Origin of the sequence: Paraburkholderia sp. Ac-20342, from assembly GCF_017104985.1 — a bacterium.
Taxonomy (GTDB): Bacteria; Pseudomonadota; Gammaproteobacteria; order Burkholderiales; family Burkholderiaceae; genus Paraburkholderia.
This window is the reverse complement of sequence record NZ_JAAGPQ010000113.1, coordinates 1-22,530: the sequence shown is the minus strand read 5'-3', so window position 1 is coordinate 22,530 and position 22,530 is coordinate 1. Positions and strand designations below refer to the sequence as shown.

24 protein-coding genes are annotated in these 22,530 nt (G+C 62.8%); 18 read left to right on the top strand and 6 right to left on the bottom strand.

Annotation, left to right across the window (positions count from 1 at the left end):
• On the bottom strand, positions 1 to 268 hold a 268-nt coding region (locus tag G3N58_RS30210), incomplete at its 3' end, for a hypothetical protein (protein ID WP_206001023.1).
• A 141-nt stretch (positions 269 to 409) separates the two neighbouring features.
• On the opposite strand from G3N58_RS30210, the gene G3N58_RS30205 reads away from it, so the two are divergent.
• From G3N58_RS30205 to G3N58_RS30185, 5 genes are all read left to right on the top strand, one after another.
• Positions 410 to 847 (top strand): hypothetical protein, encoded by a 438-nt coding sequence (locus G3N58_RS30205; protein ID WP_206001022.1) that lies wholly within the window; start codon positions 410 to 412, stop codon positions 845 to 847.
• A gap of 116 nt (positions 848 to 963) precedes the next feature.
• The gene (locus tag G3N58_RS30200; protein WP_206001021.1) at positions 964 to 1,221 is read left to right on the top strand and encodes a hypothetical protein; all 258 of its coding nucleotides are present in this window, start codon (positions 964 to 966) and stop codon (positions 1,219 to 1,221) included.
• A gap of 358 nt (positions 1,222 to 1,579) precedes the next feature.
• Positions 1,580 to 1,981 carry an FKBP-type peptidyl-prolyl cis-trans isomerase gene (locus G3N58_RS30195; protein WP_167043953.1) on the top strand — a complete coding sequence of 134 codons (402 nt, stop codon included), beginning with the start codon at positions 1,580 to 1,582 and terminating at the stop codon, positions 1,979 to 1,981.
• A 105-nt stretch (positions 1,982 to 2,086) separates the two neighbouring features.
• The gene (locus tag G3N58_RS30190; protein ID WP_167043610.1) at positions 2,087 to 2,548 is read left to right on the top strand and encodes a DUF488 domain-containing protein; all 462 of its coding nucleotides are present in this window, start codon (positions 2,087 to 2,089) and stop codon (positions 2,546 to 2,548) included.
• 354 nt (positions 2,549 to 2,902) lie between these two features.
• Entirely contained in the window at positions 2,903 to 3,976 is a 1,074-nt protein-coding gene (locus G3N58_RS30185) for a DUF6765 family protein (RefSeq protein WP_167043956.1), read from the top strand.
• Positions 3,977 to 4,080: 104 nt separating this feature from the next.
• Here G3N58_RS30185 and G3N58_RS30180 read toward each other — a convergent pair whose 3' ends face one another.
• Positions 4,081 to 4,329: a hypothetical protein gene (locus G3N58_RS30180; RefSeq protein WP_205192990.1), complete on the bottom strand. Its 249-nt coding sequence runs from the start codon at positions 4,327 to 4,329 to the stop codon at positions 4,081 to 4,083.
• A 423-nt stretch (positions 4,330 to 4,752) separates the two neighbouring features.
• Here G3N58_RS30180 and G3N58_RS30175 point away from each other — a divergent pair, with 423 nt between their 5' ends.
• From G3N58_RS30175 to G3N58_RS30130, 10 genes are all read left to right on the top strand, one after another.
• Positions 4,753 to 5,091 carry a hypothetical protein gene (locus G3N58_RS30175; RefSeq protein ID WP_167043612.1) on the top strand — a complete coding sequence of 113 codons (339 nt, stop codon included), beginning with the start codon at positions 4,753 to 4,755 and terminating at the stop codon, positions 5,089 to 5,091.
• A gap of 199 nt (positions 5,092 to 5,290) precedes the next feature.
• Complete coding sequence (locus tag G3N58_RS30170) at positions 5,291 to 6,073, top strand: H-NS family nucleoid-associated regulatory protein (RefSeq protein ID WP_167283205.1); 783 nt, start codon at positions 5,291 to 5,293, stop codon at positions 6,071 to 6,073.
• Positions 6,074 to 6,094: 21 nt separating this feature from the next.
• A complete protein-coding gene (locus G3N58_RS30165; protein WP_167283203.1) occupies positions 6,095 to 6,601 on the top strand; it encodes a hypothetical protein in 507 nt (168 codons plus the stop codon).
• 673 nt (positions 6,602 to 7,274) lie between these two features.
• A complete protein-coding gene (locus G3N58_RS30160) occupies positions 7,275 to 8,231 on the top strand; it encodes an alpha/beta hydrolase (RefSeq protein WP_167043617.1) in 957 nt (318 codons plus the stop codon).
• Positions 8,228 to 8,797, top strand: coding sequence for an isoprenylcysteine carboxylmethyltransferase family protein (locus G3N58_RS30155; RefSeq protein ID WP_167043618.1), 570 nt, complete (start codon positions 8,228 to 8,230; stop codon positions 8,795 to 8,797). Before G3N58_RS30160 ends, G3N58_RS30155 begins: the two co-directional genes overlap by 4 nt.
• Before the next feature lie 8 nt (positions 8,798 to 8,805).
• Positions 8,806 to 10,119 (top strand): nucleotide disphospho-sugar-binding domain-containing protein, encoded by a 1,314-nt coding sequence (locus G3N58_RS30150; protein ID WP_206001020.1) that lies wholly within the window; start codon positions 8,806 to 8,808, stop codon positions 10,117 to 10,119.
• 62 nt (positions 10,120 to 10,181) lie between these two features.
• On the top strand, positions 10,182 to 11,738 hold the full coding sequence (locus G3N58_RS30145; RefSeq protein WP_241017287.1) for a DHA2 family efflux MFS transporter permease subunit: 1,557 nt from the start codon (positions 10,182 to 10,184) through the stop codon (positions 11,736 to 11,738).
• 10 nt (positions 11,739 to 11,748) lie between these two features.
• Complete coding sequence (locus G3N58_RS30140) at positions 11,749 to 12,753, top strand: glycosyltransferase family 2 protein (protein WP_206001018.1); 1,005 nt, start codon at positions 11,749 to 11,751, stop codon at positions 12,751 to 12,753.
• A gap of 8 nt (positions 12,754 to 12,761) precedes the next feature.
• Entirely contained in the window at positions 12,762 to 14,309 is a 1,548-nt protein-coding gene (locus tag G3N58_RS30135; protein WP_206001017.1) for an efflux transporter outer membrane subunit, read from the top strand.
• Positions 14,310 to 15,542 (top strand): HlyD family efflux transporter periplasmic adaptor subunit, encoded by a 1,233-nt coding sequence (locus G3N58_RS30130; protein WP_206001016.1) that lies wholly within the window; start codon positions 14,310 to 14,312, stop codon positions 15,540 to 15,542.
• Positions 15,543 to 15,641: 99 nt separating this feature from the next.
• On the opposite strand, the gene G3N58_RS30125 is transcribed toward G3N58_RS30130, so the two are convergent.
• From G3N58_RS30125 to G3N58_RS30115, 3 genes are all read right to left on the bottom strand, one after another.
• Positions 15,642 to 16,184: a hypothetical protein gene (locus G3N58_RS30125; protein ID WP_167043629.1), complete on the bottom strand. Its 543-nt coding sequence runs from the start codon at positions 16,182 to 16,184 to the stop codon at positions 15,642 to 15,644.
• 113 nt (positions 16,185 to 16,297) lie between these two features.
• Positions 16,298 to 16,951 carry a response regulator transcription factor gene (locus G3N58_RS30120; RefSeq protein ID WP_167043631.1) on the bottom strand — a complete coding sequence of 218 codons (654 nt, stop codon included), beginning with the start codon at positions 16,949 to 16,951 and terminating at the stop codon, positions 16,298 to 16,300.
• Positions 16,948 to 18,363, bottom strand: coding sequence for a cache domain-containing protein (locus tag G3N58_RS30115; RefSeq protein WP_206001015.1), 1,416 nt, complete (start codon positions 18,361 to 18,363; stop codon positions 16,948 to 16,950). Before G3N58_RS30115 ends, G3N58_RS30120 begins: the two co-directional genes overlap by 4 nt.
• A 342-nt stretch (positions 18,364 to 18,705) precedes the next feature.
• On the opposite strand from G3N58_RS30115, the gene G3N58_RS30110 reads away from it, so the two are divergent.
• Both G3N58_RS30110 and G3N58_RS30105 read left to right on the top strand, forming a co-directional pair.
• Positions 18,706 to 18,903 (top strand): DUF3311 domain-containing protein, encoded by a 198-nt coding sequence (locus G3N58_RS30110; RefSeq protein WP_167043635.1) that lies wholly within the window; start codon positions 18,706 to 18,708, stop codon positions 18,901 to 18,903.
• A complete protein-coding gene (locus G3N58_RS30105) occupies positions 18,900 to 20,384 on the top strand; it encodes a sodium:solute symporter family protein (protein ID WP_167043637.1) in 1,485 nt (494 codons plus the stop codon). Before G3N58_RS30110 ends, G3N58_RS30105 begins: the two co-directional genes overlap by 4 nt.
• Before the next feature lie 192 nt (positions 20,385 to 20,576).
• Here G3N58_RS30105 and G3N58_RS30100 read toward each other — a convergent pair whose 3' ends face one another.
• A complete protein-coding gene (locus tag G3N58_RS30100; protein WP_167043639.1) occupies positions 20,577 to 21,809 on the bottom strand; it encodes an FAD-dependent oxidoreductase in 1,233 nt (410 codons plus the stop codon).
• Positions 21,810 to 22,141: 332 nt separating this feature from the next.
• Here G3N58_RS30100 and G3N58_RS30095 point away from each other — a divergent pair.
• A partial coding sequence (locus tag G3N58_RS30095; protein ID WP_206001014.1) for a DUF3348 family protein occupies positions 22,142 to 22,530 on the top strand: 389 nt, incomplete at its 3' end.

Genomic DNA, 22,530 nt, shown 5'->3' with positions numbered 1-22,530 from the left:
CGGCGGTTCCGGTAACGGCGGCCACGGCGGCGGCGAGGGCAATGGCGGTTCCGGCAACGGAGGCCATGGCGGCGGCGAGGGCAACGGCGGTTCCGGCAACGGAGGCCATGGCGGCGGCGAGGGCAACGGCGGTTCCGGCAACGGCGGCCACGGCGGCGGCCAAGGCAACGGCGGCCATGGCGGCGGCAACGGTGGTTCCGGAAACGGCGGCAATGGCGGCTCCGGTGGCCACGGTGGCGGCTCCGGAGGCGGCAGTGGTGGCGGTCACGGTGGTGGCCACGGCGGCGGTCACTGACGATAAGCACGGCCGGAGGGACATTCCCGCTCCACGCGGAATACGCGGGATGTCCCTCATCTGCGGAGACCGGGCATCCGGTCTCCGCCAGGAAATCCGCGCGGCGCGGCAGGGATGCATCGGCAAAAGAAGTGGACGGCCGCCGCCGTCCACTTACCCGCCGAATACGATGACTTTTTCCTGCACTACGATAAAGCCCTTCCTCTTAGCGACGCGTCCTGTCCCACGGCTCCGTCCGCAAAACTCCCAAACGCCGGCAGCATTCCTCGGCTTATCTCAAACTGCAAACACGGCATACGCATCGGCTCGCATTGCGATCCGATAGACCGGATGCACGCGACGACCCGCAAGCACACACGCATCATCTATCGCGCGGATGACGGCACCGCGCCACGGCCTGAGACGCTACGGCTCGCACACGTCTTCGACCCTCAATGCGTACGGCAATGCACCCGCATGCCGATTGCGATGGCCTTCGACAAGCACCGCACAGGCAACGCATCGAGCGTGAATGCGATGAGCGATTCGCGCGCGGCAGCAGATCGCCGGTAAACACGACACGAGCTTCCCGGCACTGACGTTTTCACATCGGCCTATCCGGCGACCAACGCAAACGAAAACGCAAACGGTGTCGGTATGCCTGAATACCTGATAACGACGCGAATCACATGCATGCGTTCGAGCACAAAACGAATTCCCGCGACGTCGAATCCCTGCAGCAGTACTTCGATACAGATCGGACCCGAAAGCAGAGAGCCGTAATTGCGCAGACGAAAGACCTCATAAAAAATCCGTTCGACACTTGCAACGCGATACCTGCTATTGCCGCGCGCTTTCCTCTGCCCGGAACGCGTCAAAAACACGAACCCGATCCGCGCAATCTCGCAAAAACGAAAACGCAAGCAAAAGCGAAAGCAAAAACGTAAGCAAAAAACACCGTAACAAAAGCTCGGACGAATTGCGGCTTTCCAGCAATATCATCAGCGAACCCATTGACCGGCAACAAACCGTTCCACAACGGCACGATTCCCAATCGCATGGCTGCCCACCCGGCAACTCGAAACCGTGGCTCTGCATTGAAAGTCCCCTTCCAGCATCGAATTCGCAGCCGGCAAATGACTTACGCCGACATTCATCGCGGACCACGAAACCGCAATAGCGATTCATCGACGGCCCGACCCGGTTGCGCCTGCCCGTTCGTCAGCGCCCGAATGCTCCGGTCACGATAGCCCTCATCCGATCCGTTACAATGGGACAGCCTGCTTACCCCACTGGAGAATGGCTTTGAAATTACTCGTCGCTTTGCTGGCTGCAACCGTTCTTTCTTCGACGGCCATGGCTGCCGCGCCGACCACGGAAAAACTGCCGTCGGGCGTCATCGTCGAACACCTGACGCAAGGCACTGGCCCGCAGCCGTCGGCGGAAGATGTCGTGAAGGTCAACTACCGGGGCACGCTGCCCAACGGCACCGAATTCGATAGCTCGACGAAGCACGGCGGCCCGGCCACGTTCCCGCTGAATCGCGTGATTCCGTGCTGGACGCAAGGCGTCCAGAAGATGAAAGTAGGCGGCAAGGCACGGCTGACGTGCCCGGCCGCAACCGCTTACGGCGATCGCGGCGTGGGTCCGATTCCGCCGAACACCGACCTGACGTTCGAAGTCGAACTGGTCGGCATCGTCAAGTAAATGCGCCGGGACGCGTTGAAAATACGCTGAAACAAAGCCTCGCTCCGAATCTCGCAGCGAGGCTTTGTTTTTGGGGCGCAGAATAACCCGTCTGGGGGATTCACCATGAAACGCGATAAAACCGCCGTGCCGGTCGCAAGTATCGGCTTCACGGGCAAGACCGCGCAAAAGTTCTTCGATTTGCTGAAGGACGCCCACGTGCGCACGGTTCTCGACATCCGCCTGAATAACACCTCGCAGCTCGCGGGCTTTGCGAAGAAGCAGGATCTGCCTTATTTTCTCGAGCACCTGTGCGATGCGGCGTACGTCGAAGTGCCGGAGCTGGCCCCGGAACCGGATCTGCTGAAACGCTACCAGGGTAAGGCATTGACGTGGGAAAACTTTCGCGAAGAGTATTTCGATCTGATTGCGAAGCGTCGCGTGGAAAGCAATCTGGATATCTCGCTCTTTCAATCGGGCTGTCTGCTCTGCAGTGAACATTTACCGCATCACTGCCACCGGATGTTCGCACTCGAGTACCTGAACAGCCACTGGAATAGCCGGCTCGCCATTACGCATCTGACCTGACGAATCGGGTTCGCGAGGGGTTCGGGCACCGCCCGCGAACCTGCTTTGGGCTGGTTTTTCCTTGCTGTCTGCCGCGTTTTTCCCTGGTACTTTCCTGTACTTTTCTTTGCAGCGGACGGTTGCGCCGAGTCCGATCACCCCCTTCATTTCATCGCCAGCCCGACTATTCGAGCACCCGGAAGCGGCGGAAAAGCGCTGAAAAATTCAAAAAAACGCGCGCCCGCTTTCAAGTTGCGTGCGGCTGGCTCGTCTATTCACTATTCACGAGCCGTCCCCCGTATTCGCCTCGCCATACTATCCGTAAACATCGGGAAAACGCCGGCCGTCTTTTCACGCGTGCGAGGAGCGCCAGCCATGAATATCGACTTTCACTACGGGGTGGTCTACATTGCGGCCCGGATCGGCGGAATGACGCCCGGCGACGCACAGACCGTCGCGCATGCCTGCCAGTATGTCGACGACGCGACCACGAGCGGAATACTGCGTTTCAAAGGCGGCGAGACTTTCGAGCGTTTTGCGACCGCGCACAAGTTATTCGACTACGCCAATACCGAGAACGACCAGAACCGCCTCGTGTGGACGCCATTCCATTTTCTGCCCGCCGGAGAAGGCGCCTCCCTCGAAGAGAAGGCGATCTGCCGGCCCGACAGCGAGGTGGCGCGTGAGGTCGTGCGGCGTGCCATTCGTCAGCGCGACTCGGAAACGGCTTTGCACCGGCTCGGCATTACGCTGCATACGTATGTCGATACCTGGGCGCACCAGGGCTTCGCGGGGATCGAGAGTCCGTGGAATCGCGTGCATCTTCTCGAAGCGCAGGATTGCACACGCAAGGGCTGGCTCGCGCGCCTCCGGCTCGCGGCCGGGCATCTTCTCGAACATATCGAGGAGGACATATTGACGATCGCGCTGCCGGTCGGTCACGGCGCCGCATTGCATTATCCCGACCAGCCGTGGGCGCGTTGGCATTACATCGACGGCCGCAACAACTTCATCTCGCGGCACAATCTGCCGGATTTCGTGCAGGCGGCGCAAATGGCGTGCCGCGCCGTGCGCGGATATCTCGCGGGACGAGAGGATTTCGAAACTTTTCCCGGCATGCCGGAGGATACGACAAGCGCACTGACCCAGTTGCTCGATACGAGCCGGAATCCCGACGACAACCTGCGCCTGCAAAACGTCTGCGAATGGGTGAAAGCCGGCCGTATTCCCGGTCTGAAAGAAGCGGTGCCCGGCTATATCGCCAAAGGACGCGATTCGTGGAAGTTCAAGGCGACGGGTCTGCTTTGCGACGACGACACCGGGGACAGACCGCCATGGTCGAACGACTTTGAGAAAAGCGACTACCGCCTTTTTCATGACGCGGTCAAACAGCACCGCTTCGTGACGACCCAGGAGATCCTGCCCGCTCGCGGCCTGCGCATTGCTTGACTGAGGCTTTCCTGGGCCGCGCGGCGTGCTGTGCCGCAAGCGGGATTTCAAACATCGCAACGAGATGTGAATTCGCGCTTGCGGCGGTTCTCCCTCTTTCCGGTCTATTGCATTCTTGCCTGTTGACGTTGCGCGGCCTGTGCCGCCGCCTGTTCTTCGGCGTGTTTTTTAGCCATATGCCGTCCGACGAGACAGCCGCCCACTGCGCCGGCCACCGCGTGATGCCCCGCATAGTGCCCCGCGACTCCACCCACTACCGCTCCTTTGATACAGCCGGCCGCGTTCGCGGTGCCGGCCATTGCCGAAGAGAGTGCCACCGCCGCCAGGGCGGCCCGAATATAACCAGCTTTCATTGCGGATACCGTACGGTTGTCGAGTTGACCGGAAATGGGTTGCCCCGGCTTCATTTTCAATAGCGGCCGCCCATGTCTTTTCCGCACCAACTCTCAATGGGTTCGAAGGTTGCCCGTGGCCGCGTTGCCGGACCCAGACCGCAGTGTAAAAGGGCGTATCCCGAGCGGGAACAACAGCGATTGCAAGATTGGTAACCGACAGTTACCAGCCCTGAGGAAAGCGTATTTTCATGCTCCCGAACCCGCGTTTTTCTCCATCTCCAATGTACTGTTCTAAAGTCGGTCACAAGAAAAAGGCCGTTTTCAAATAAAAAATGAACTACTTTCCTTTGAATATTCGAATGCTTGCCTATAGTAGAAGCGGTTATTGCCAGCAGGTACGGTAACGGGCTACCGTTGGATGCAAGTGATGGAGAGGCACACATGACGCCGTCGAATGCCGCGATCTCCCAGTCGGGGTCCTCTACGCCGGAGTCGTTGCGAACGCTCGCGAGTTATCTCGAATTGGCACTCGACGAAGGAAAGAGCGTGGTCGTGATGAGAATCGGCAAGCAGGTGCGCGGCGTTTATGTCGGCAATCCATCGGGCGCATTGGAGGATTTAACAGATTCCGGTGTTGTCGATGCTTTCCAGGCCGATGAAATGCTGATGCTGACCTGCCTCGGGCTGAACCGGATAACGGCGGACGGTCAACACTACCGTTTCGTGCGGAGTGTCAGGTATATCGCCGATCGTCAGGTTGTCGTTTTTACGCCTATCTGAGTGGCGGAACCGAAACAGAAAAGACGAGTCAGGAGGAGAGGCAAAGGAAGAAAGCCGGGATACGTCAGTGGAGAATCTGAAAGCTTTGTATTTGAACTCCGCTCGACCAGGTCATGTCGATGTACTGAAGGTTCAATAGACTGCCTTTCTTCCTCTATTCATGGCATAGTTCGACGATTACCACACAAGGAGCATTCGAATGCCCACATTAGAGCAAATCCAAGCAAAGCTTAAAAAGCTCCAGGCGCAAGCTGACGTAATGATTGCCCGAAAAGCGCAGGCTGCAGTCGACCAGATTCGCGAGCTGATGCTCAAGCATGGTCTCACCACGGCCGATATCGAAGCCGAAGCAAAGGCAAGACGTGCCGCAAGAGGCGCGGGCAATGGCCGCGTGAAAGCCGCCGGTGCGGCCAAGGCGGGCAAAACAGCCACGCCGGCCAAATACCTCGATCCCAAAACCGGCGCGACGTGGACCGGCCATGGCCGCGCGCCGGGCTGGATCGTCAATGCGAAAGATCGCACGGCATTCCTGATCAGTGGCGCGAGCGAAATGAAAGCGGCGGCGCCTGCCAAAGGCGGCAAGGGTCAACCGAAAGGCGCGCAGCCGCCGAAGTACCGCGACCCGAAAACCGGTGCGACCTGGAGCGGTCGTGGTCCGGCGCCCGCATGGCTCGCATCGGTCAAGGACCGCAGCAAATTCCTGATCGAGGGCGCGGCGGCAGCGGCTCCCAAAGCAGCGGCAAAGACCGGTAAAGCCAAATCGGCGGCGGTGAGCAAGAAGGCCGCGGCGAAAAAAGCCGGTGCCGCGCGCAAGACGGTGGCGAAAAAAGCCGCCGCGAAGAAGGCACCCACGGCAAGCAGGAAAGCCGCGGTGAAGAAAGCCGCCGCGAAAAAAGCGCCGGCCCGCAAAGTCGCAACGAAGGCAGCGGCAGCTCCGAGCGCAGCGGCACCGCAAGCCGCTACGGCGGAAGCGAGCGCGTAAGCGCATCGAGTCGCGAAGTAGATGGTCAGCACGTTCGATGCATCCCAGCAGGAAGACCAGGTCGTCCTGCTGGACTCCGCTCCTCATCCGGCCGCCGATGCCGACGAACCTTTTCTCGTCGCCAGCGACCGCCGTGTGATTCTGACTTATCCGATCGCCGAAGAAGACTTCGAGCGGTTCGGTCCTTTCGATCCCGACGACGATCCCTTCTGCGCGGTGCTCTTTCCCGATGCAATATTTCATCGGCTAGGTCCGCCAGGCGATGGCGATCTCGACGTTCATCCACTGGCGGCGCAAGGTCTCTCCAGTTATTCGGTGCATGAAGTCGTCAATTCGTCTTTGTGCGCGGAAATTGCCGCAGTACAGGTGGGCGCAACGCCAGGCGATGCCGGGACACCGGCACGGCGCCATTTCGTCGTGACGTTCGGTGCGTCGACGTTCGAATGCGTGGCGTCGGACTATACGGTCATTGGCGTATATGGCGCGGGAGAAATCGCCAGCAGGGAAGCATTCGCGTTGGTCAGGTAAGTGGGTCAGATAAGTTGGTCAGATAAGCCAGATAATTTCGCTCGGGCAGGGAAAGACCTGCAACGCCGGGCAGCAATCAGCCAGAACTCACAGCAAGGCGCGGTCCCATAAGCGGGCTTGCGCAGTGCACATTCCAACGTTTGCGCAAGCGAAGCATGCCCGACCTTCGAGGCAGGCCAGCGTCGTTCGCCCCAGGGGCATTTGTCGAAAAGTGCGAGCAGCTACTAGACAGCCCGCCTTGAAACCGTAAAATGGCATGCCTTCATGCTGGCCGCGTGAATGAGATTTCAGGAAAAATAGCTTGGAAATTAGTTATAAAAATATTTGCATTATCATAGCTTGACATCTAGTCTTCATGCGGTTGCAGCACAATGTTTCACTGAAAGATGCACTGTGGATTTTCGGTAATTCTTTCAGAAACTTTATATAAGAAATTATTACGGGGCATCGAAATCACGGTTCTGGTGCATAGCTTTATTGGTTAAGCATATCGAGCCGAAAAGCATTGCCGAAAGCAATGCGCTTCGATGTAGCAGCGGTCGTCGCGAATCGGATTTGCCTGCGCCAGGGCAAGTCACGGGCCTGATTCGCGGTAGTATGGCCGCACGGCGTCCGTTTGCGCGGGCGCGGTATCGGTACGCACCTGCGTTGCGCAAGTGCATGCGAATACTCCATGCCTATCGAAAAACTTGTGGTTCCGCTGCCTGCGGGCCTGAAAGTCTACGTTGAACGTCACGTATTCAATCCGGCTTTCGAGAGTGTCATTCTGATCAATGGAGCGCTTGCCACTACGGCGTCATTCGGTCAGACCATTAAATATCTAGGCGAACGCTATAATGCGATCTGCTTCGATTTACCTTATGCCGGGCAATCTAAGCCGCATAATAAATGCGACTTCATTCTCACTAAAGACGATGAAGTCAACATTCTTCTCTATTTAATCGGCTTATTCGAACCGGCTTATCTGCTGTCGGTCTCGTGGGGCGGAGTGGCGTCGCTGCTCGCGCTGTCGCGGGCGCGCACGAGCGTGCGTCGCGCGGTGATCGCCTCGTTCTCGCCGCGCCTGAACGAGGCCATGACGAACTATGTCAGTTCCGCGCGCGACCATATCGCCGCCGGCGAAAACCTGAAGGCCGCGCAACTGCTCAATGACACGGTCGGCAAGCATTTACCGCGCATTATGAAGCTCTATAACTTCCGCTATCTTGCGACGCTGCCGCGCGAGGAGCAGGAGCAGGTCGCGTTTCATGTCGAGCAGATTCTGGCGATTCGCCCGGAAGATTATCTGCACGAATTCCGCAATATCGACTGCGGCCTGAAATTCCTCAACGGCGAGCTCGACGAATACACGACGCCGGGCGACGTGCGCTCGCTCGGCGAACATCTGCAAAGCGCCGAGTTCTCGACGATCGGCCAGGCCGGGCATTTTCTCGATCTCGAAGGCAAGGCGGCACTGCGCCAGGTTCGCGCGGAGATTCTCGACTACTTCGGGCCCGCGCGAACCCATACCGGCAATCGCGCACGCGATTGCGTCGACGTGCTGGCCGCGCGCGCACCGATTTTGCCGATGCAGCAACCTTCCATGGCTACCGCCGCCGATCACTCGTTCCAACAGGTCGAACTACCGTGAATATCGTTCAAAGCATTGCCATCGTCGTGCCGTGGACCCTCTGGCTGCTGTACTGGATCGCGACGTCGAAACAGGTCAAGGCGACCGCGCGCAAGGAAGCGTCGCTGTCGCGCACCTTGCAGTCGATTCCGCTGATTGCGGGCGGCGCGCTGATTATCCTGCCGGATTTCACGGCCGCCGCGTGGCGTTTCGACCCGCAGATGTTCGGGCCGCTACAGATCGCCGGTCTCGTCGTACTGCTCGCGGGTCTCGCTTTTTCCGTGTGGGCCCGGCTGCATCTCGGCACGAACTGGAGCGTGTCGGTCACGCTGAAAGACGATCATGAACTCGTGCGCAGCGGGCCTTATGGCCTGGTTCGCCATCCTATTTATACGGGTTGCCTGCTGGCGCTGCTCGGCGCCGCGATAATCGGCGCGCAATGGCGCGGCGCGTTCGGCCTCGCGCTGATTTTCGCGTCGCTCGCCTACAAGGTGCGGGTCGAGGAAAGCTGGCTGACCGGCCACTTCGGCGGCGCTTATACCCAGTACCGCCGCGACGTGGCCGCGCTGATTCCCGGTCTCTTCTGAGCCACCGCATGACGAGAGTCATCATTACCGCGATCGGCTCGGCGGGCGACGTGCATCCGCTGCTCGGCATCGGCGCCGCGCTCGCGGCGCGCGGGCACGAGATCGTGTTTTGCAGCCACCCGCCGTTCGAAGCGGCCGCTGTGCGCCAGGGATTCGCATTCAAGCCGATCGGCACCGCCGACGAATACGCGGCCGCGATGGCGAACCCCGCGCTATGGAATCCGCGCACGTCATTTCGAACGCTGTGGGCCGTGATTGCGCCGACGTTGCAGCCGCACTTTCATACGCTCGTTTCGTTGAGCAACGACGACACGGTGCTTGTCGGCAGCTTGTGGGCTTTTTCCGCGCGGCTCATGCAGGAGTTGTATCGCGTGCCGCTGGTGTCGGTGCAGGTGTCGCCGTCGACGTTGCTGTCCGCGCATGCGCCGCCGACGCACCCGCGTTTGACGATTCCGCGCTGGCTGCCGCTCGGCGTCAAGGCGGCACTGCTGCGCCTGATTGAAACGCAGGTGCTAGACCGGGTGTGCGGCCCCGAACTCAATGCATTGCGCGCGCAATTGGGGCTGCCGTCGGTCACGCGCATTTTCGGCCACTGGCTGCATTCGACCGACGGCGTGCTGTGCCTGTTTCCCGAATGGTTTGCGCAACCGCAGCCGGATTGGCCGGAGCCGCGTCGGCAGAGCGGCTTTCCGTTATTCAACGAGACGCAGGCGCACGAACCCGACGCGCAACTCGAAGCGTTTCTCGACGACGGCGAGCGCCCCGTCGTGTTCACGGCCGGCTCGACGTTGACCGATCATGCGCACTATGCCGGGATCGTGAATGCGGTGCTGCGTGATACCGGGCTGCGCGGCATTCTATTGACACCACATACGCAGCAGCAGGCGGAAACGGCAACAGCGCAGCTGCTCACGCGCCGCTATGTGCCGATGCGCACGCTATTGCCGCGCTGCCGCGCGCTCGTGCATCACGGTGGCATCGGCACGGCGGCACTCGCGTATGCGGCCGGTATTCCGCAGGTCGTTACGCCGTTTGCGCACGATCAGTTCGATAACGCGCAACGCGTCGCCGCGAGCGGCTGCGGCGTGCGGCTCGATGCGCCGTTGCAAGCGCAGGCGCTGGCGCGCGCGCTCAGGGACGTGCTCGGTTCCCCGTCGATCGCGACGCAGTGCGTGCGCATGCAGGATCGGCTCGCGGCCGCGCCGGACGGTTGCGACACGGCCGCGCGCTATATCGAAGGATTCATGCGTCGCACGGCGCGCGAGCCCGCGATTGCCGGCGTGCCGTCGTTGGTGCTGGCTGCGGGTGGACAGGGCGCATGAGCACGGCGACGTCAGTGCCGGACAGTGCTGCGCGCGAGGATCGCAGCAACATTCGCGGCAACATGCGCGGCATGCGGCTTGCCTTGCTGACTTTCGCGCTCTCGCTCGCGACGTTTATCGAAGTACTCGACTCGACCGTCACCAATGTCGCGGTGCCGGCTATTTCCGGCAGCCTCGGCGTGTCGAATAGCCAGGGCACATGGGTTATCAGTTCGTATTCGGTTGCTGCCGCGATTGCGGTGCCGCTGACGGGCTGGCTCGCGCAGCGGTTCGGCGAAACGCGGCTCTTTCTCGCGGCGGTGATTCTGTTCACCTCGACCTCGCTGTTGTGCGGCATGGCCGCCAATTTCCACTTGCTGGTCGTGTGCCGCGCCTTGCAGGGGCTGTTTTCCGGGCCGATGGTGCCGCTGTCGCAAACCATTCTGCTGCGCAGTTTTCCGCCGCAAAGACGGGTCGTGGCGCTCGCGCTATGGGCGATGACGGTACTGCTCGCGCCGATTTTCGGGCCTGTCGTGGGCGGCTGGATTATCGACAACTTCTCGTGGCCGTGGATCTTTCTGATCAATCTGCCGATCGGCGTGTTCTCGTTTTCGGTGTGCACGACGCTCTTGCGCCGCGACGCGCATGATTCGGCAACTGAAGCGACCGGAGAGACAGGAGAGACCGCTGCGACCAGGGCGGCCACGCGTGTCGATCTTCCCGGTATTGCGTTGCTCGTGCTCGGCGTCGGCTCGCTGCAAGTCGTGCTCGACCTCGGGCACGACCGCGGCTGGTTCGATTCGCCGCTGATTCTGACGCTTTCGATCGTCGCGGCGCTGTCCATCGTGTCGTTGTTGATCTGGGAAGCGGGCGAGTCGCATCCGGTGATCGATCTGAGCCTGTTTCGCGACCGCACGTTTTCATTCTGCGTGCTGATTATCTCGCTCGGCATGATGAGTTTTTCGGTGGTCGGCGTGGTGTTTCCGCTCTGGTTACAGGCCGTGATGGGCTATACCGCCTATCACGCGGGACTCGCCACCGCGCCGCTCGGCGTGCTCGCGCTCGTGTTTTCGATTCTGGTCGGCATTTACGCGCCGCGTTTCGACGCGCGCGTCCTCGCGACGTTCGGCTTTCTCGTATTCGCGGCCGTGCTGTGGTGGAACGCGCATTTCACGCTGACAATGACCTTCGTGCAGATCATCACGCCCGGTCTGATCCAGGGCATCGGCCTGCCGTGCTTTTTTATTCCGCTGACCGCCGCGACGCTGTCGCGCGTACCCGATCACAAGCTGGCCGCCGCCTCGAGCCTGTCGAATTTCCTGCGCACGCTGTCGGCCGCATTCGGCACCGCTATGAGCGTCACGTTGTGGGACAACCGCGCGTTGTTTCACTACGACGTGATTTCCCAGGCGGTGACGAAATCGTCGGGCAATACGCAGCAGTTCGTGCAGAAGCTGCATGGTTTCGGGATCGACGGCGAGCGCGAAGTCACGACGCTGCACCACGTCGTGCAGCAGCAGGCCTACATGATGGCGACCGGCGACATGTTCTATATGGCGAGCGTCACCTGTCTCGCGCTCGCCGCGATGATGTGGCTCACGCGTCCGAAACGCGGCTCCGCGATGACGCTCGGACACTAGGAGAAAGCCAATGACGAAATTGGCCGCGCTGATCGTACTGTTTCATCCGAACGACGAACAACTCGCGCGTGCGGTGGCGATGCGCGCGGTGTGCGACCGCCTGCTCGTGATCGACAACTCGCCCGAGCCCGACGCTCGCGCGGCGCAGGTGCTCGGCGATGCCGGCATCGCACTGCTGCATCACGGCAATCGTCACGGCATTGCGGGCGCATTCAATAGCGGACTGCATGCGCTGTTCGGCCACGGTATGGACGCGGTCGCGCTGTTCGATCAGGACTCGACCATGCCTGAGGGCTATTTCGACGTGATGCGCGAGCGTTGCACGCCGCTCGATGGTCAGCCGTTCCTGATGGGGCCACGTATTTTCGACGAAAACGATCAGCGCTATTTGCCGGAACTCGTCACGAGCGGCCTCGCGGTCAAGCGCCTCGCGACGGACGCCGCTGCCTCATTGCAGCGCTGCGCGTTTCTGATCTCTTCGGGCTCCGTTATTTCGCGCGAGGCATTCGCGCGTCTCGGCCGTTTCGACGAAAGCCTGTTTATCGATCACGTCGATACCGAGTACTGCCTGCGCGCCTTGCTGCGCAACGTACCCGTGTATGTCGTGCCGTCGCTCGTGCTACTGCACCGGATCGGTTCGCGGCGCCGCCATAAACTCGGCGCATTCGAAATGACGACGATGAATCACCCCGGCTTTCGCCGCTATTACAGCGCACGCAATGCGATGCAACTCGCGTTGCAATATGGCTTGCGCCTGCCAGTCGCGATCGTGCCGAACCTGCTCACGCTATGGCAGATCGTACAGATCGTTCTGGCCGAACACGACAAGCTCGCGAAGCTGAGCGCGATCGCGCAGGGGCTGATCGACGGTTTGTTCGGACGCATGGGACCGCTCGAACAGGCCCGTCCACGGCTGGCCGCAAAAACGGCGAGCGTGAGGAAGGCCACCGCGGCGGGTTCCTCTTCTCCATCACGCGCCGGCGAAGCCGCGCTGCATCACCCGCACCATTCATGAAACCGCTCATGAAGCCAACCACCATGCGATTTCTTACGCGACACGCGCTGCCCATGCTGCTGATCTCGGCGGCGTTGAGCGGCTGCGTCAGCGATGCCGGTTTGCATGCGAGTGTCGAACCGCTGCAACCGGGCGCCGATGCGCTCGCGAAAACGCTCGGCCCCGACGCGAACGGCGCATGGCCCGCACCCGATTGGGTCAAGCGCTACGGCGATCCGCAACTCGACGAACTGGCCGCCGAGGCATTGCAGCACAATCCCGATCTGCAGATCGCGCAGGCGCGCGTCGGCGCGGCGCAGTCGCAACTGGAGCAATTTGCCTCGTTGTCCGGATTGAACGGCACGGCGCTTGCGTCGGTCAACAAGGCGCGCCTGCCGCAACCGAACAATGTCGCGAACGTGTCCGTCGCGGGACAGCAGTTTCCGGTGCAACTGTTCGACGATCCGGTGGTGTCGCCATCGGCATTGATGGCGGGGCTCAGCTATCAGCTCGATCTGTGGGGCAAGAACGCGGCGCTTACGCGCAGCCTGCTGTCTTCGCGCGATGCGGCGCGTGTCGACGCGGAACAGGCGCGCCTTACGCTGATGGTCGCACTCGTCACGCTGTACTGCGAACTGGACCGCGCATTCACGATGCAAGCGCTGCTGCTGCAGAAGCAACAGGCGGCCGACGGTGTCGATACGGTATTGCGCGAGCGCAGCGCGCGCGGCATCGACAATGCGTACGACGCGGCCGATGCCGAGTTGAAGCGCAGCCGCCTCGCGTCGCAACAGGCCCTCAACGACGAGCGCATCACGCTGACCGAGTTGCAGCTCGGCGTGCTGACGGGCCGAGGGCCCGAGCGTGGCCTGTCGCTGCATCGTCCGCAACTCGCGGCGGCCGCCGACGCGCCGTTGCCCGCGCAATTGCCGGTCGATCTGCTCGGCCGCCGGCCCGATATCGTCGCCGCGCGGCTGCGTGCCGAAGCGGCGCTCAACCATATCGACGCGACGCGCGCGCAGTTCTATCCCGACGTCAATCTTGCGGCGTTCGCGGGCTTGACCGCGTTGACGCCGGCCGCGCTGTTCTCGCGCGCGGCGCTGACCGGCTCGGTCGGGCCGGCGATTTCGCTGCCGGTGTTCGACCGTACGCGGCTGCGCGCGCAATTGCACGGCGACTACGCGAATGCCGACGCGGCGGTGAGCCTCTACAACAAGACCGTCGATGAAGCGCTCGGCGACGTCGCGCGTCAACTGACTTCGCTGCGCACGGTCGAGCGTCTGTCGGCCGAGCAGAACCGCGCGGTCGATTCGGCCACGCGCATCGTCGCGATTGCGCGCGAGCGGCACCGGCGCGGCATCGGCATGCAGAAGGACGTGATGCTCGCCGATCTGTCGCTGCTCGACGAACGCGCGCAACAGGCCGATCTGCAAGGCCGCCGCATGCTGCTGCAAGTCGCGCTGATCGGCGCGCTCGGCGGCGGCTTCGACGAACGCAAGATCAGCGGCGCACCGATCGTTCATTCGCAGACGGTTCTTTTCTCTCACGCACGCCTCATGGATTCGCACTTCGATTGAATGCATAACGATAAACAGGCACAGCAGGCGGCCGGCTGGACACAGGAACAGGCCCACGCAGCGCACGCGGCGGAGAGCGGCGCACCCGATGCGAAGCGCGCAACGCGGCGGCGGCGCTTTGCGCTTTTCTTCGGCGTGGTCGCGCTCGCCGGTGTGGCGTGGCTCTCGTACTGGGGCTTCAGTTCGCGCTTCTTCGAGGAAACCGACGACGCTTACGTGGCCGGCAACATCGTGCAGATCGCGGCGCAAATCCCCGGTACGGTCACCGACATTCTGGTCGAGAACACGCGTCACGTGCGCGCGGGCCAGCCGCTCGTCAAGCTCGACGATGCCGAGGCCGCTGCCGCGTTTGCGCAGGCGCGCGCGCAGTTGACGTCGGCCGTGCGTCAGGTGGCGAACGCCGCGATTTCGCGCAAGCTCTATGTGCAATCGATCGACGCGCGCCGCGCCGAACTCGCGCTCGCGCAGCGTGCGTTGGCCGCGCGCGATCATGCGTCGGTGGAAGTGGTGTCGCCGGAAGAACTCGCGCGTGCGAAAGAGACGGTGGCTGTCGCGCAGGCGAATCTCGCGTCCGCGCAGGTGCAGCTCGATGCCGCGCGCGCGCTCGGCGGCAAATCGTCGATCGAATCGAGTCCGCCCGTGTTACAGGCCGCCGCGCAGTTGCGGCTCGCTTACCGGAACCTGCAACGCACGACGGTGATTGCGCCGATCGACGGCACGGTCGGCCAGCGTGCGGTGCAGATCGGCCAGCAGGTCGGGCCCGGCGTGACGCTGATGTCGATCATTCCGCTCGAACATCTCTGGGTCGAGGCGAACTTCAAGGAAGGGCAGATTCGCCATATGCGCGTGGGCCAGCCGGTGCAGCTCGTGTCGGACGTGTATGGCTCGCAGGTCGTTTATCACGGCCACGTCGAAGGTTTTTCGGCGGGCACGGGCAGTGCGTTTTCGATGCTGCCGTCGCAGAACGCGGCGGGCAACTGGATCAAGGTCGTGCAGCGCGTGCCGATCGTGATTTCGCTCGATGCGGCCGAACTGGCTGCGCATCCGCTGCGGCTCGGTTTATCGATGCAGGCTTCGGTCGATACGCATGAGCGCGGCGGTCATCTGATCGGCAACGATACGTCGGCGATTAAACAGAGCACGCGTGTGCATGACGACGTTTCGCGTGAAGCGGATGCGTTGATCGAGAAGATCGTGCGGGAGAACAGCGATCGCACGGGCGCGGCGGATTAGTGAGCGGCTTCGCTGAGAGGCTTCGATGGCGGAACGTGCTGGTGAGGATGCACCGGCATGGTTCCGCGTAGACCCTAACTCCGTAGGCATCGCGCTAATTTAATTGCCGGGCTCCAGCACCGGTTTGTCCGGCTCGGCCTGTGTACGATAAGGCAGCTGCGCGGCATGCGGGTTCGTGACGGTGTTGTCGATGACGCGCTCGACGTCCGCGGTTTTCGCGAGTTCGGTCAGGAATGTCTTCTTGTCGAAACCCGGCGCGACGCAGCCTTCGACATAAATAAAGCGGCGCTGCAAGGTCAGCCAGAGCGTGGACTGTTCGCGCCAGTGCGTCGCGACGTTGAGATTCGCGAGACGCCGCCGCACGGTTTCGGCGATTTCCGCGTCGTATAGATAGGCGTTCGGCAAGCGGCAGCGTCCTTCGATCCAGCAGCTATTGCCACGCTCGATGCGGTAATGGCTGTCGTCGAGCCATTCCTGTTCCGTTTCGAATGGACCGAGCGGTGTCGGGCAATCGGCGATTGCCTGGGATATCTGAAAGAAAGGATCATGGCCGCGATTGAGGCGCGGCGCTTCGGCATAGGCGTGCGCCGTTGCCGCGCAGATCAGCAGACAGGCAAGCCGGCGTTCGGTCAGGCGTTTCATGCTTGCTCCAGTTCCTGCTGCGGTTTGGGGAGTCCTCAAGCACCGGTGGTGAAACAGGCTTGAAAGCATCGGCGCGCGCCATCGATCCATTATCGCGCGACCCGCGAAGCAACCTAGCGCCGCGCGCGCCGATATTCGACCGCGAACTTGATCAGCTCCGCCTGCCCCTCGATTTCGAGTTTGCGCTTCAGATTCTGCCTGTGCGTCTCCACGGTGCGCACGGACAGATCGTTGCGTTGCGCGATCTGCTTGCTCGACAGGCCCTCGGCGAGCGCATCGAGAATATCGCGCTCGCGAGGCGTGAGCCGCTCGACCGGCGATTGCGTCGCCGACGCCTGGATCAGCCGCGCGCTCAATTCCGCGCTGAAAAACGTCTTGCCGTCGAGCACCGCGCCGATCGCCTGAATGATTTCGAGCGCGGGCGAATCCTTCAGCACATAGCCGCTCGCACCGGCGCGCACCGCTTGCGTCACGTATTCGAGGTTGTCGTGCATCGACAGCATCAGCACGCGAATCGCCGGAAAACGCTCGTGAAAAAGGCCCGTCAACGCAATGCCGTTCATGCCGTTCTTCATGCCGACGTCCATCAGCGCGAGGTGCGGTGCCGCCTTCTCGGCGAGTGCGAGCGCTTCCTGTGCGTTGTCCGCTTCGCCGACCACTTCGAAATGGCGCACGGCTTCGAGACGCGCGCGCAGGCCGTCGCGCACGAGCGGATGATCGTCGACGAGCAGCAGGCGCGCGCTCGTGGCAGAAGCGTTGTCGTTCATGAGCGGATTTCCTGCAAGGGCGGCAGCGGGGCATCGGTGGTTGGCAACGGCACGCGCGCGGTGACGACGGTGTGGCCCGCCTGCGAGGCGAGCGCGAGTTTGCCGCCAAGCGCTTCGAGCCGTTCGCGCATGTTGCGCAGACCGACGCCCGCGCGCCGGCCGACGAACGCATCGGTGACGTCGAAGCCGCGGCCATTGTCGGCGATCGTCAGCGTGACCGCGTCGTGCGCGATGTCGAGCGCAAGCGATGCACTCGACGCCTGCGCATGACGGACGATGTTGGTCAGCGCTTCCTGGGCGATGCGAAAGAGCGCGGTGTTGACCGCATCGGGCAAGGTGGCCGCGTGCGTGTGCGCGATCTGCGTGAAGCCGATCTCGATGCCCGACTGTCCGCTCAGTTCGCGCGTGAGCTGTTCGAGCGCGGCGGCGACGCCGAGGTCGTCGAGCATCGACGGCCGCAGCGCATGAGAAATGCGCCGGACTTCGCGCAGCGTATCGCCGAGCCGGGTAAGACCGGTGGACAGCGCGGCTTCGGCGGCGGGCACGCGCGCGTCGCCGCGTTCGAGGCGCGCGAGCGCCGATTCGAGCAGCAGCTTCACGGAGACCATCATCTGGCTGATGCCGTCGTGCAATTCGCGCGACAGCCGCGCGCGTTCGTTTTCCTGCGATTCGACCACCTGGCGCGCGAGCCGCTTCAGTTTCGCGTCGGCGCTGCGATATTCGCTGACGTTGAGCACGAGCGCGCACAGCGCGATCACCGCGAGCCCGGCCACCGCGATCGCGTCGATCCACTTCATCGTGCGATCGATATTGGCGGCCGCCTCGGCGTCGATATGCGCGAGCGTCGAGTCGACGTCGTCGAGATAGATGCCGGTGCCGATCATCCAGCCCCAGCGTTCGAGCGGCACCACGTAGCCGAGTTTCGACTCGATCTTGCCGGTCGACGGGCGATGCCACAGATAGCGCACGTAACCGCCGCCGCGCGTGGCCGCGGCGAGCAGTTGCTGGATCGTCGGCGCGCCCTGGCTGTCGCGCAGCGACCAGAGATCGCGGCCGACCAGATCGGGCTCGCGCGGATGCATCAGCGAGCGGCCATGCATGTCGTAGACGAAGAAGTAGCCGTCCTCGCCGAAATCCATCTTCTTGAGCACGGCGAGCGCGCGCATGCGCAGCAGCGCGTCGTCGCGCGCATTGTCGCGGCCGGCCTCGTAGAGCGGCTCGATCGCGGTGGTCGCGAGTTCGACGTAGTGCCTGAGTTCGATCTCCTTGCTCGCGAGGTAAGCGGCCTGGGTCGTCGCGTGCTGCCGCTCGGCGAGTGCCGTGGCTTCGCGGCGCACCCCCGTTTCGATGCTGGCGATCGCCGCCAGGAACGGCACGATCGCGAGCAGCACAATCTTTGCTTTGAGTTTCATCGTTGAAAAACGGCCGGCAGTCTACGTAGTATTACGTAGACTGCTTACGTAGTTGCGCGCTTGTAAGGACGCCCGTGAAGGCGAATACTACATCCCCGCGGCGCGCCGTGCCGCGTGGGGGGCCCTGCGCGCCGTTCGCGGAGCGGTTTCGGCACTTGCGGCGCAAGCGCTCGCGCGAGCCGCGGCGTTCGGGCCGTTTCTTAGGGAATTCCCGGAATTCCATGAAATTCCCCGAACGGCGCGCCCGCTGCCTGTTTTTCCGCCTGACCTCAGGCAACCGGACACCTGCACGCCAGGCCATAAGCGATGACGCGCGGTGTCGACAAGACCCAGGAGACATACGTGGAGACCACCACTTCCGCCGGCCGTTCATGGCGCTGGCTCATTCTGCTGATTCCTTATATCGCGCTGCTGTGGCTGCCGTTCTATAACGACGCGCATCCCTCGTTCGCGGGCTTTCCGTTTTTCTACTGGTATCAGTTTCTGTGGGTGCCGTTGACCTCGCTGCTGGTCTACATCGTGTATCGAGGTATCAAATGAGCGACCTGAATCCAGTGAACCCCGTCTCGATGTCGGTATTCATCGCGTTCTTCGTGCTCGTGACCGTGATCGGCTTTTTTGCCGCGCGCTGGAAGCGGGGCGATCTCACGCAATTGCACGAGTGGGGCCTCGGCGGCCGCCAGTTCGGCACGATCATTTCGTGGTTCCTTGTCGGCGGCGATTTCTATACTGCCTATACCGTGATCGCGGTGCCCGCGCTCGTTTATTCGGTCGGCGCGTATGGCTTCTTCGCGTTGCCGTACACGATCATCGTCTATCCGTTCGTATTCGCGGTGATGCCGAAGCTGTGGAAAGTCGCGCACGACAAAAACCACATCACGGCGGCCGACTACGTGCACGGTGAGTACGGCGGCAAGTGGTTTCCGGCCGCAGTCGCGCTGACCGGCATCGTCGCGACGATGCCGTATATCGCGCTGCAACTGGTCGGCATGCAGGTCGTCATCAAGGGGCTCGGCGTGAGCGGTGAAATGCCGCTGATCGTCGCGTTCGTGATTCTCGCGCTCTACACCTATGCGAGCGGTTTGCGCGCGCCGGCGATGATCGCGTTCGTCAAGGACATCATGATCTATATCGTCGTGATCGCGGCGGTATGGCTGATTCCGGTGAAGCTCGGCGGCTACGGACACGTGTTCGCGGTGGCCGACGCGCACTTCCAGGCGAAGGGCGGCGCGACCGGCATTCTGCTGAAGCCGTCGCAGTACACCGCATTCGCCTCGCTCGCGCTCGGCTCGGCGCTCGCCGCGTTCATGTATCCGCATACGATGACGGCGGTGTTGTCGTCGGCATCGGCCAAGACCGTGCGCAAGAACGCGATCTTCCTGCCGGCGTACACGCTGCTGCTCGGCCTGATCGCGCTGCTCGGCTATATGGCGATCGCGGCCGGCGTGAACGTGAAGTCGGCCAGCGACGTCGTGCCCGCGCTGTTCGGCACGCTGTTCCCGGCGTGGTTCATCGGCTTCGCGGCGGCTGCGATTGCGATCAGTGCGCTGGTGCCGGCGGCGATCATGTCGATCGGTGCGGCGAATCTGTTCACGCGCAATCTGTGGCGTCCGCTGGTTGCGCCGAATCTTTCGCCGCAAGCCGAGGCCGCCAACGCGAAGATCGTCTCGCTGGTCGTGAAGTTCGGCGCGCTGCTGTTCATCGTGTTCCTGCCGACGCAGTACGCGATCGATCTGCAACTGCTCGGCGGCGTGTGGATTCTGCAGATTTTCCCGGCCGTCGTGTTCTCGCTGTACACGCGCCGCCTCAATACGCCGGGCCTGTTCATTGGCTGGCTCGTCGGTATCGCGCTCGGCACGGGCCTCGCGATTTCGCAGGGGCTCAAGCCGGTGTACGGGCTGCATGTCGGCCATGAGGACTATCCGCTTTATATCGGCATGATCGCGCTGGCGGCGAACATTGTCGTGAGCTTTGCGGTGTCGGCGCTGTCGCCGCGCAGGGCAGCAGTGACGACGGCCTGATCGGCGTCTCGTTGACTGGTTTGAAAAAACGCCTTGGCGCGAATAGCGCCAAGGCGTTTTTTATTGCGTCGGTTCCGCGCCGTTCTGTTTCGTTTTGTTCCGCGCCGTTCCGTTCAGGCAGCGGCCTGGCAAGGTGGCAATGCCAACGCGGCGGAGCGGCCGACGAATCAGCCGTGCAGCACGCCCACTCCGCTAGAACCGCTCGACGCGAAACGGCCACGGGTCCACGAGCGTTTCCTCGCCGCTCATCATCTCGGCGAGCAGCCGGCCCGTCACCGGCCCGAGCGTCAGGCCGTGATGCGCGTGGCCGAATGCAAACCACAGGCCCTGATGCTTCTTCGCCGCACCGATGATCGGCATCATGTCCGGCGTGCAGGGGCGGCGCCCCATCCACGGCTCGGCGTCGAGACGCTCGCCGAGCGGGAACAGCGTGCGCGCGATCGGCTCGACCGCGTCGAGTTGCGCCGGTGTTTTGTCCGCGTCGCGCCGCGCGATTTCCGCGCCGGTGGTCAGGCGGATGCCGCGTGCCATCGGCGCGAGCACGTAGCCGTTTTCGGCGTCGAGCACCGGATGATTGAGCCGCGCCGTCTGCCGCGGCGCATAGTGCATGTGATAGCCGCGCTTGACCGCGAGCGGCAGCCGATACCCGAGCCGCGTACTGATGCGATCCGACCACGGCCCGAGCGCGACGACGACCGACTCGGCCTCGAGCGTCCCTTCCTGCGTGTCGACTTGCCAGCCTTCGCGCAGCGTGTCGGCGTCGCCGATAAAAAACCGCCCGCCGAGCGCTTCGAAATAGCGTGCATATGCGGTGACGAGTGCGTTCGGATCGCTGACCGTGTCGGAGTCCGGATAACGCAGGCCGCCTTGCAGACGCTTGTCGAGGTCGGGTTCCAGCTGCCGCAGACGCGGTGCGTCGAGCGTTTCAAACGCGACGCCGTATTCGCGATGCCAGCGCTCGGCGATCCGTATTTCGGCATCCCTGGCAATACCGCTGCGAAACACCTTGATCCAGCCGGTCGGGCGCAGCAGCGCGCTGGCTCCCGCGGCGGCGGCCAGCGCGTGATGTTCGCTGATGCAATGCTCGATCAGCGTCGCGTACGACTTCGCGATGGCCGCGTGCTTCAGCGGATGCGAGTTGCGCCAGTAGCGCCACAGAAACGGCGCGGTTTCGAGCATGGCGTTGGCGTGATAGCGCACCTCGGGCGACTGGTTGCGCGCATAGCGCAGCAGCGTGCCGAGCCTGCGCGGCAGCGCGTACGGATAGACGCCTTCGCGCTGGATCAGCCCCGCGTTGCCGAACGAGGTCTCGTTGCCGGGCTGCTTGCGGTCGAGCAGCGCGACCGCGCGTCCGCGTTTCTGAAGATGCACGGCGACGCACACACCGACAATGCCGGCGCCGAGCACCACGGTATCGAATTTCATGCGGCTGCGCGTCTCGTCCAGGGTCACTGCGGGTCACAGCCGGGTTACGGCTCTCGACGCTCGGAACAGGGCGGCAGCCTGGAAAGGCAGGGGACGGCGAGGATGCGGCGAAGGGAGCGTGCTTTTATCTTATACGCTGATCGGCCCGCTGATCTATTGGCGAAAAACCGTGGTTGGGAAAGCCCCAGGGCCGCGCAAAAGTCCCGCTACGGGTGCGGTTTGCGCCATCGGAACGCATGTTTGAAATGTCTCGCGGACGGGGGGCGATCGGGGAAGAGATCGGCCTCGCACCCGTCAGCGTGTAAACTGCTGAGTTTTTTGCTTCCGGTGGTATGTTGCAAGCCCCCCAGCGCACCGCTCTGAGCGGCTCCGCGCTCGTTCGCCTACTGACCCGTCTCGCGGATGTCGATGCCGTCGAATCGCGGCAATCGTTGTCGGATCAACTGAGCCAGTGGCTCGGCTGGACCGATGCGATCGCGTTGTCGTCGGCGTTGAACGGCGCGCCACCGACCGTCGCCGCCGGCGCGCGCGGCTTCGGCCGCGCCGACGAGGACGAATGCGCACGCGTGCGCGGCTCGCTCGCGAGTGCCATCGCCGGCGACAGCGTGCTTGCGCCCGCGCGGCGGCACGCACCGGCGCGGGCGTCGGCACCGGCTCACGGATCGGCGCATGGTTCGACGCGGATGCCGGCACAGCTATCGGCGCAACGCGGCGGTGCCGA

What these genes read in the sequence shown, in the direction of transcription:
- G3N58_RS30105 (WP_167043637.1), top strand. Translation starts at nt 18,900, where the DNA reads ATGAGCGACCTGAATCCAGTGAACCCCGTCTCGATGTCGGTATTCATC.
- G3N58_RS30165 (WP_167283203.1), top strand. Translation starts at nt 6,095, where the DNA reads ATGGTCAGCACGTTCGATGCATCCCAGCAGGAAGACCAGGTCGTCCTG.
- G3N58_RS30125 (WP_167043629.1), bottom strand. Translation starts at nt 16,184, where the DNA reads ATGAAACGCCTGACCGAACGCCGGCTTGCCTGTCTGCTGATCTGCGCG.
- G3N58_RS30135 (WP_206001017.1), top strand. Translation starts at nt 12,762, where the DNA reads ATGAAGCCAACCACCATGCGATTTCTTACGCGACACGCGCTGCCCATG.
- G3N58_RS30175 (WP_167043612.1), top strand. Translation starts at nt 4,753, where the DNA reads ATGACGCCGTCGAATGCCGCGATCTCCCAGTCGGGGTCCTCTACGCCG.
- G3N58_RS30150 (WP_206001020.1), top strand. Translation starts at nt 8,806, where the DNA reads ATGACGAGAGTCATCATTACCGCGATCGGCTCGGCGGGCGACGTGCAT.
- G3N58_RS30160 (WP_167043617.1), top strand. Translation starts at nt 7,275, where the DNA reads ATGCCTATCGAAAAACTTGTGGTTCCGCTGCCTGCGGGCCTGAAAGTC.
- G3N58_RS30120 (WP_167043631.1), bottom strand. Translation starts at nt 16,951, where the DNA reads ATGAACGACAACGCTTCTGCCACGAGCGCGCGCCTGCTGCTCGTCGAC.
- G3N58_RS30170 (WP_167283205.1), top strand. Translation starts at nt 5,291, where the DNA reads ATGCCCACATTAGAGCAAATCCAAGCAAAGCTTAAAAAGCTCCAGGCG.
- G3N58_RS30145 (WP_241017287.1), top strand. Translation starts at nt 10,182, where the DNA reads ATGCGCGGCATGCGGCTTGCCTTGCTGACTTTCGCGCTCTCGCTCGCG.
- G3N58_RS30180 (WP_205192990.1), bottom strand. Translation starts at nt 4,329, where the DNA reads ATGAAAGCTGGTTATATTCGGGCCGCCCTGGCGGCGGTGGCACTCTCT.
- G3N58_RS30100 (WP_167043639.1), bottom strand. Translation starts at nt 21,809, where the DNA reads ATGAAATTCGATACCGTGGTGCTCGGCGCCGGCATTGTCGGTGTGTGC.
- G3N58_RS30115 (WP_206001015.1), bottom strand. Translation starts at nt 18,363, where the DNA reads ATGAAACTCAAAGCAAAGATTGTGCTGCTCGCGATCGTGCCGTTCCTG.
- G3N58_RS30205 (WP_206001022.1), top strand. Translation starts at nt 410, where the DNA reads ATGCATCGGCAAAAGAAGTGGACGGCCGCCGCCGTCCACTTACCCGCC.
- G3N58_RS30130 (WP_206001016.1), top strand. Translation starts at nt 14,310, where the DNA reads ATGCATAACGATAAACAGGCACAGCAGGCGGCCGGCTGGACACAGGAA.
- G3N58_RS30190 (WP_167043610.1), top strand. Translation starts at nt 2,087, where the DNA reads ATGAAACGCGATAAAACCGCCGTGCCGGTCGCAAGTATCGGCTTCACG.
- G3N58_RS30140 (WP_206001018.1), top strand. Translation starts at nt 11,749, where the DNA reads ATGACGAAATTGGCCGCGCTGATCGTACTGTTTCATCCGAACGACGAA.
- G3N58_RS30200 (WP_206001021.1), top strand. Translation starts at nt 964, where the DNA reads ATGCATGCGTTCGAGCACAAAACGAATTCCCGCGACGTCGAATCCCTG.
- G3N58_RS30185 (WP_167043956.1), top strand. Translation starts at nt 2,903, where the DNA reads ATGAATATCGACTTTCACTACGGGGTGGTCTACATTGCGGCCCGGATC.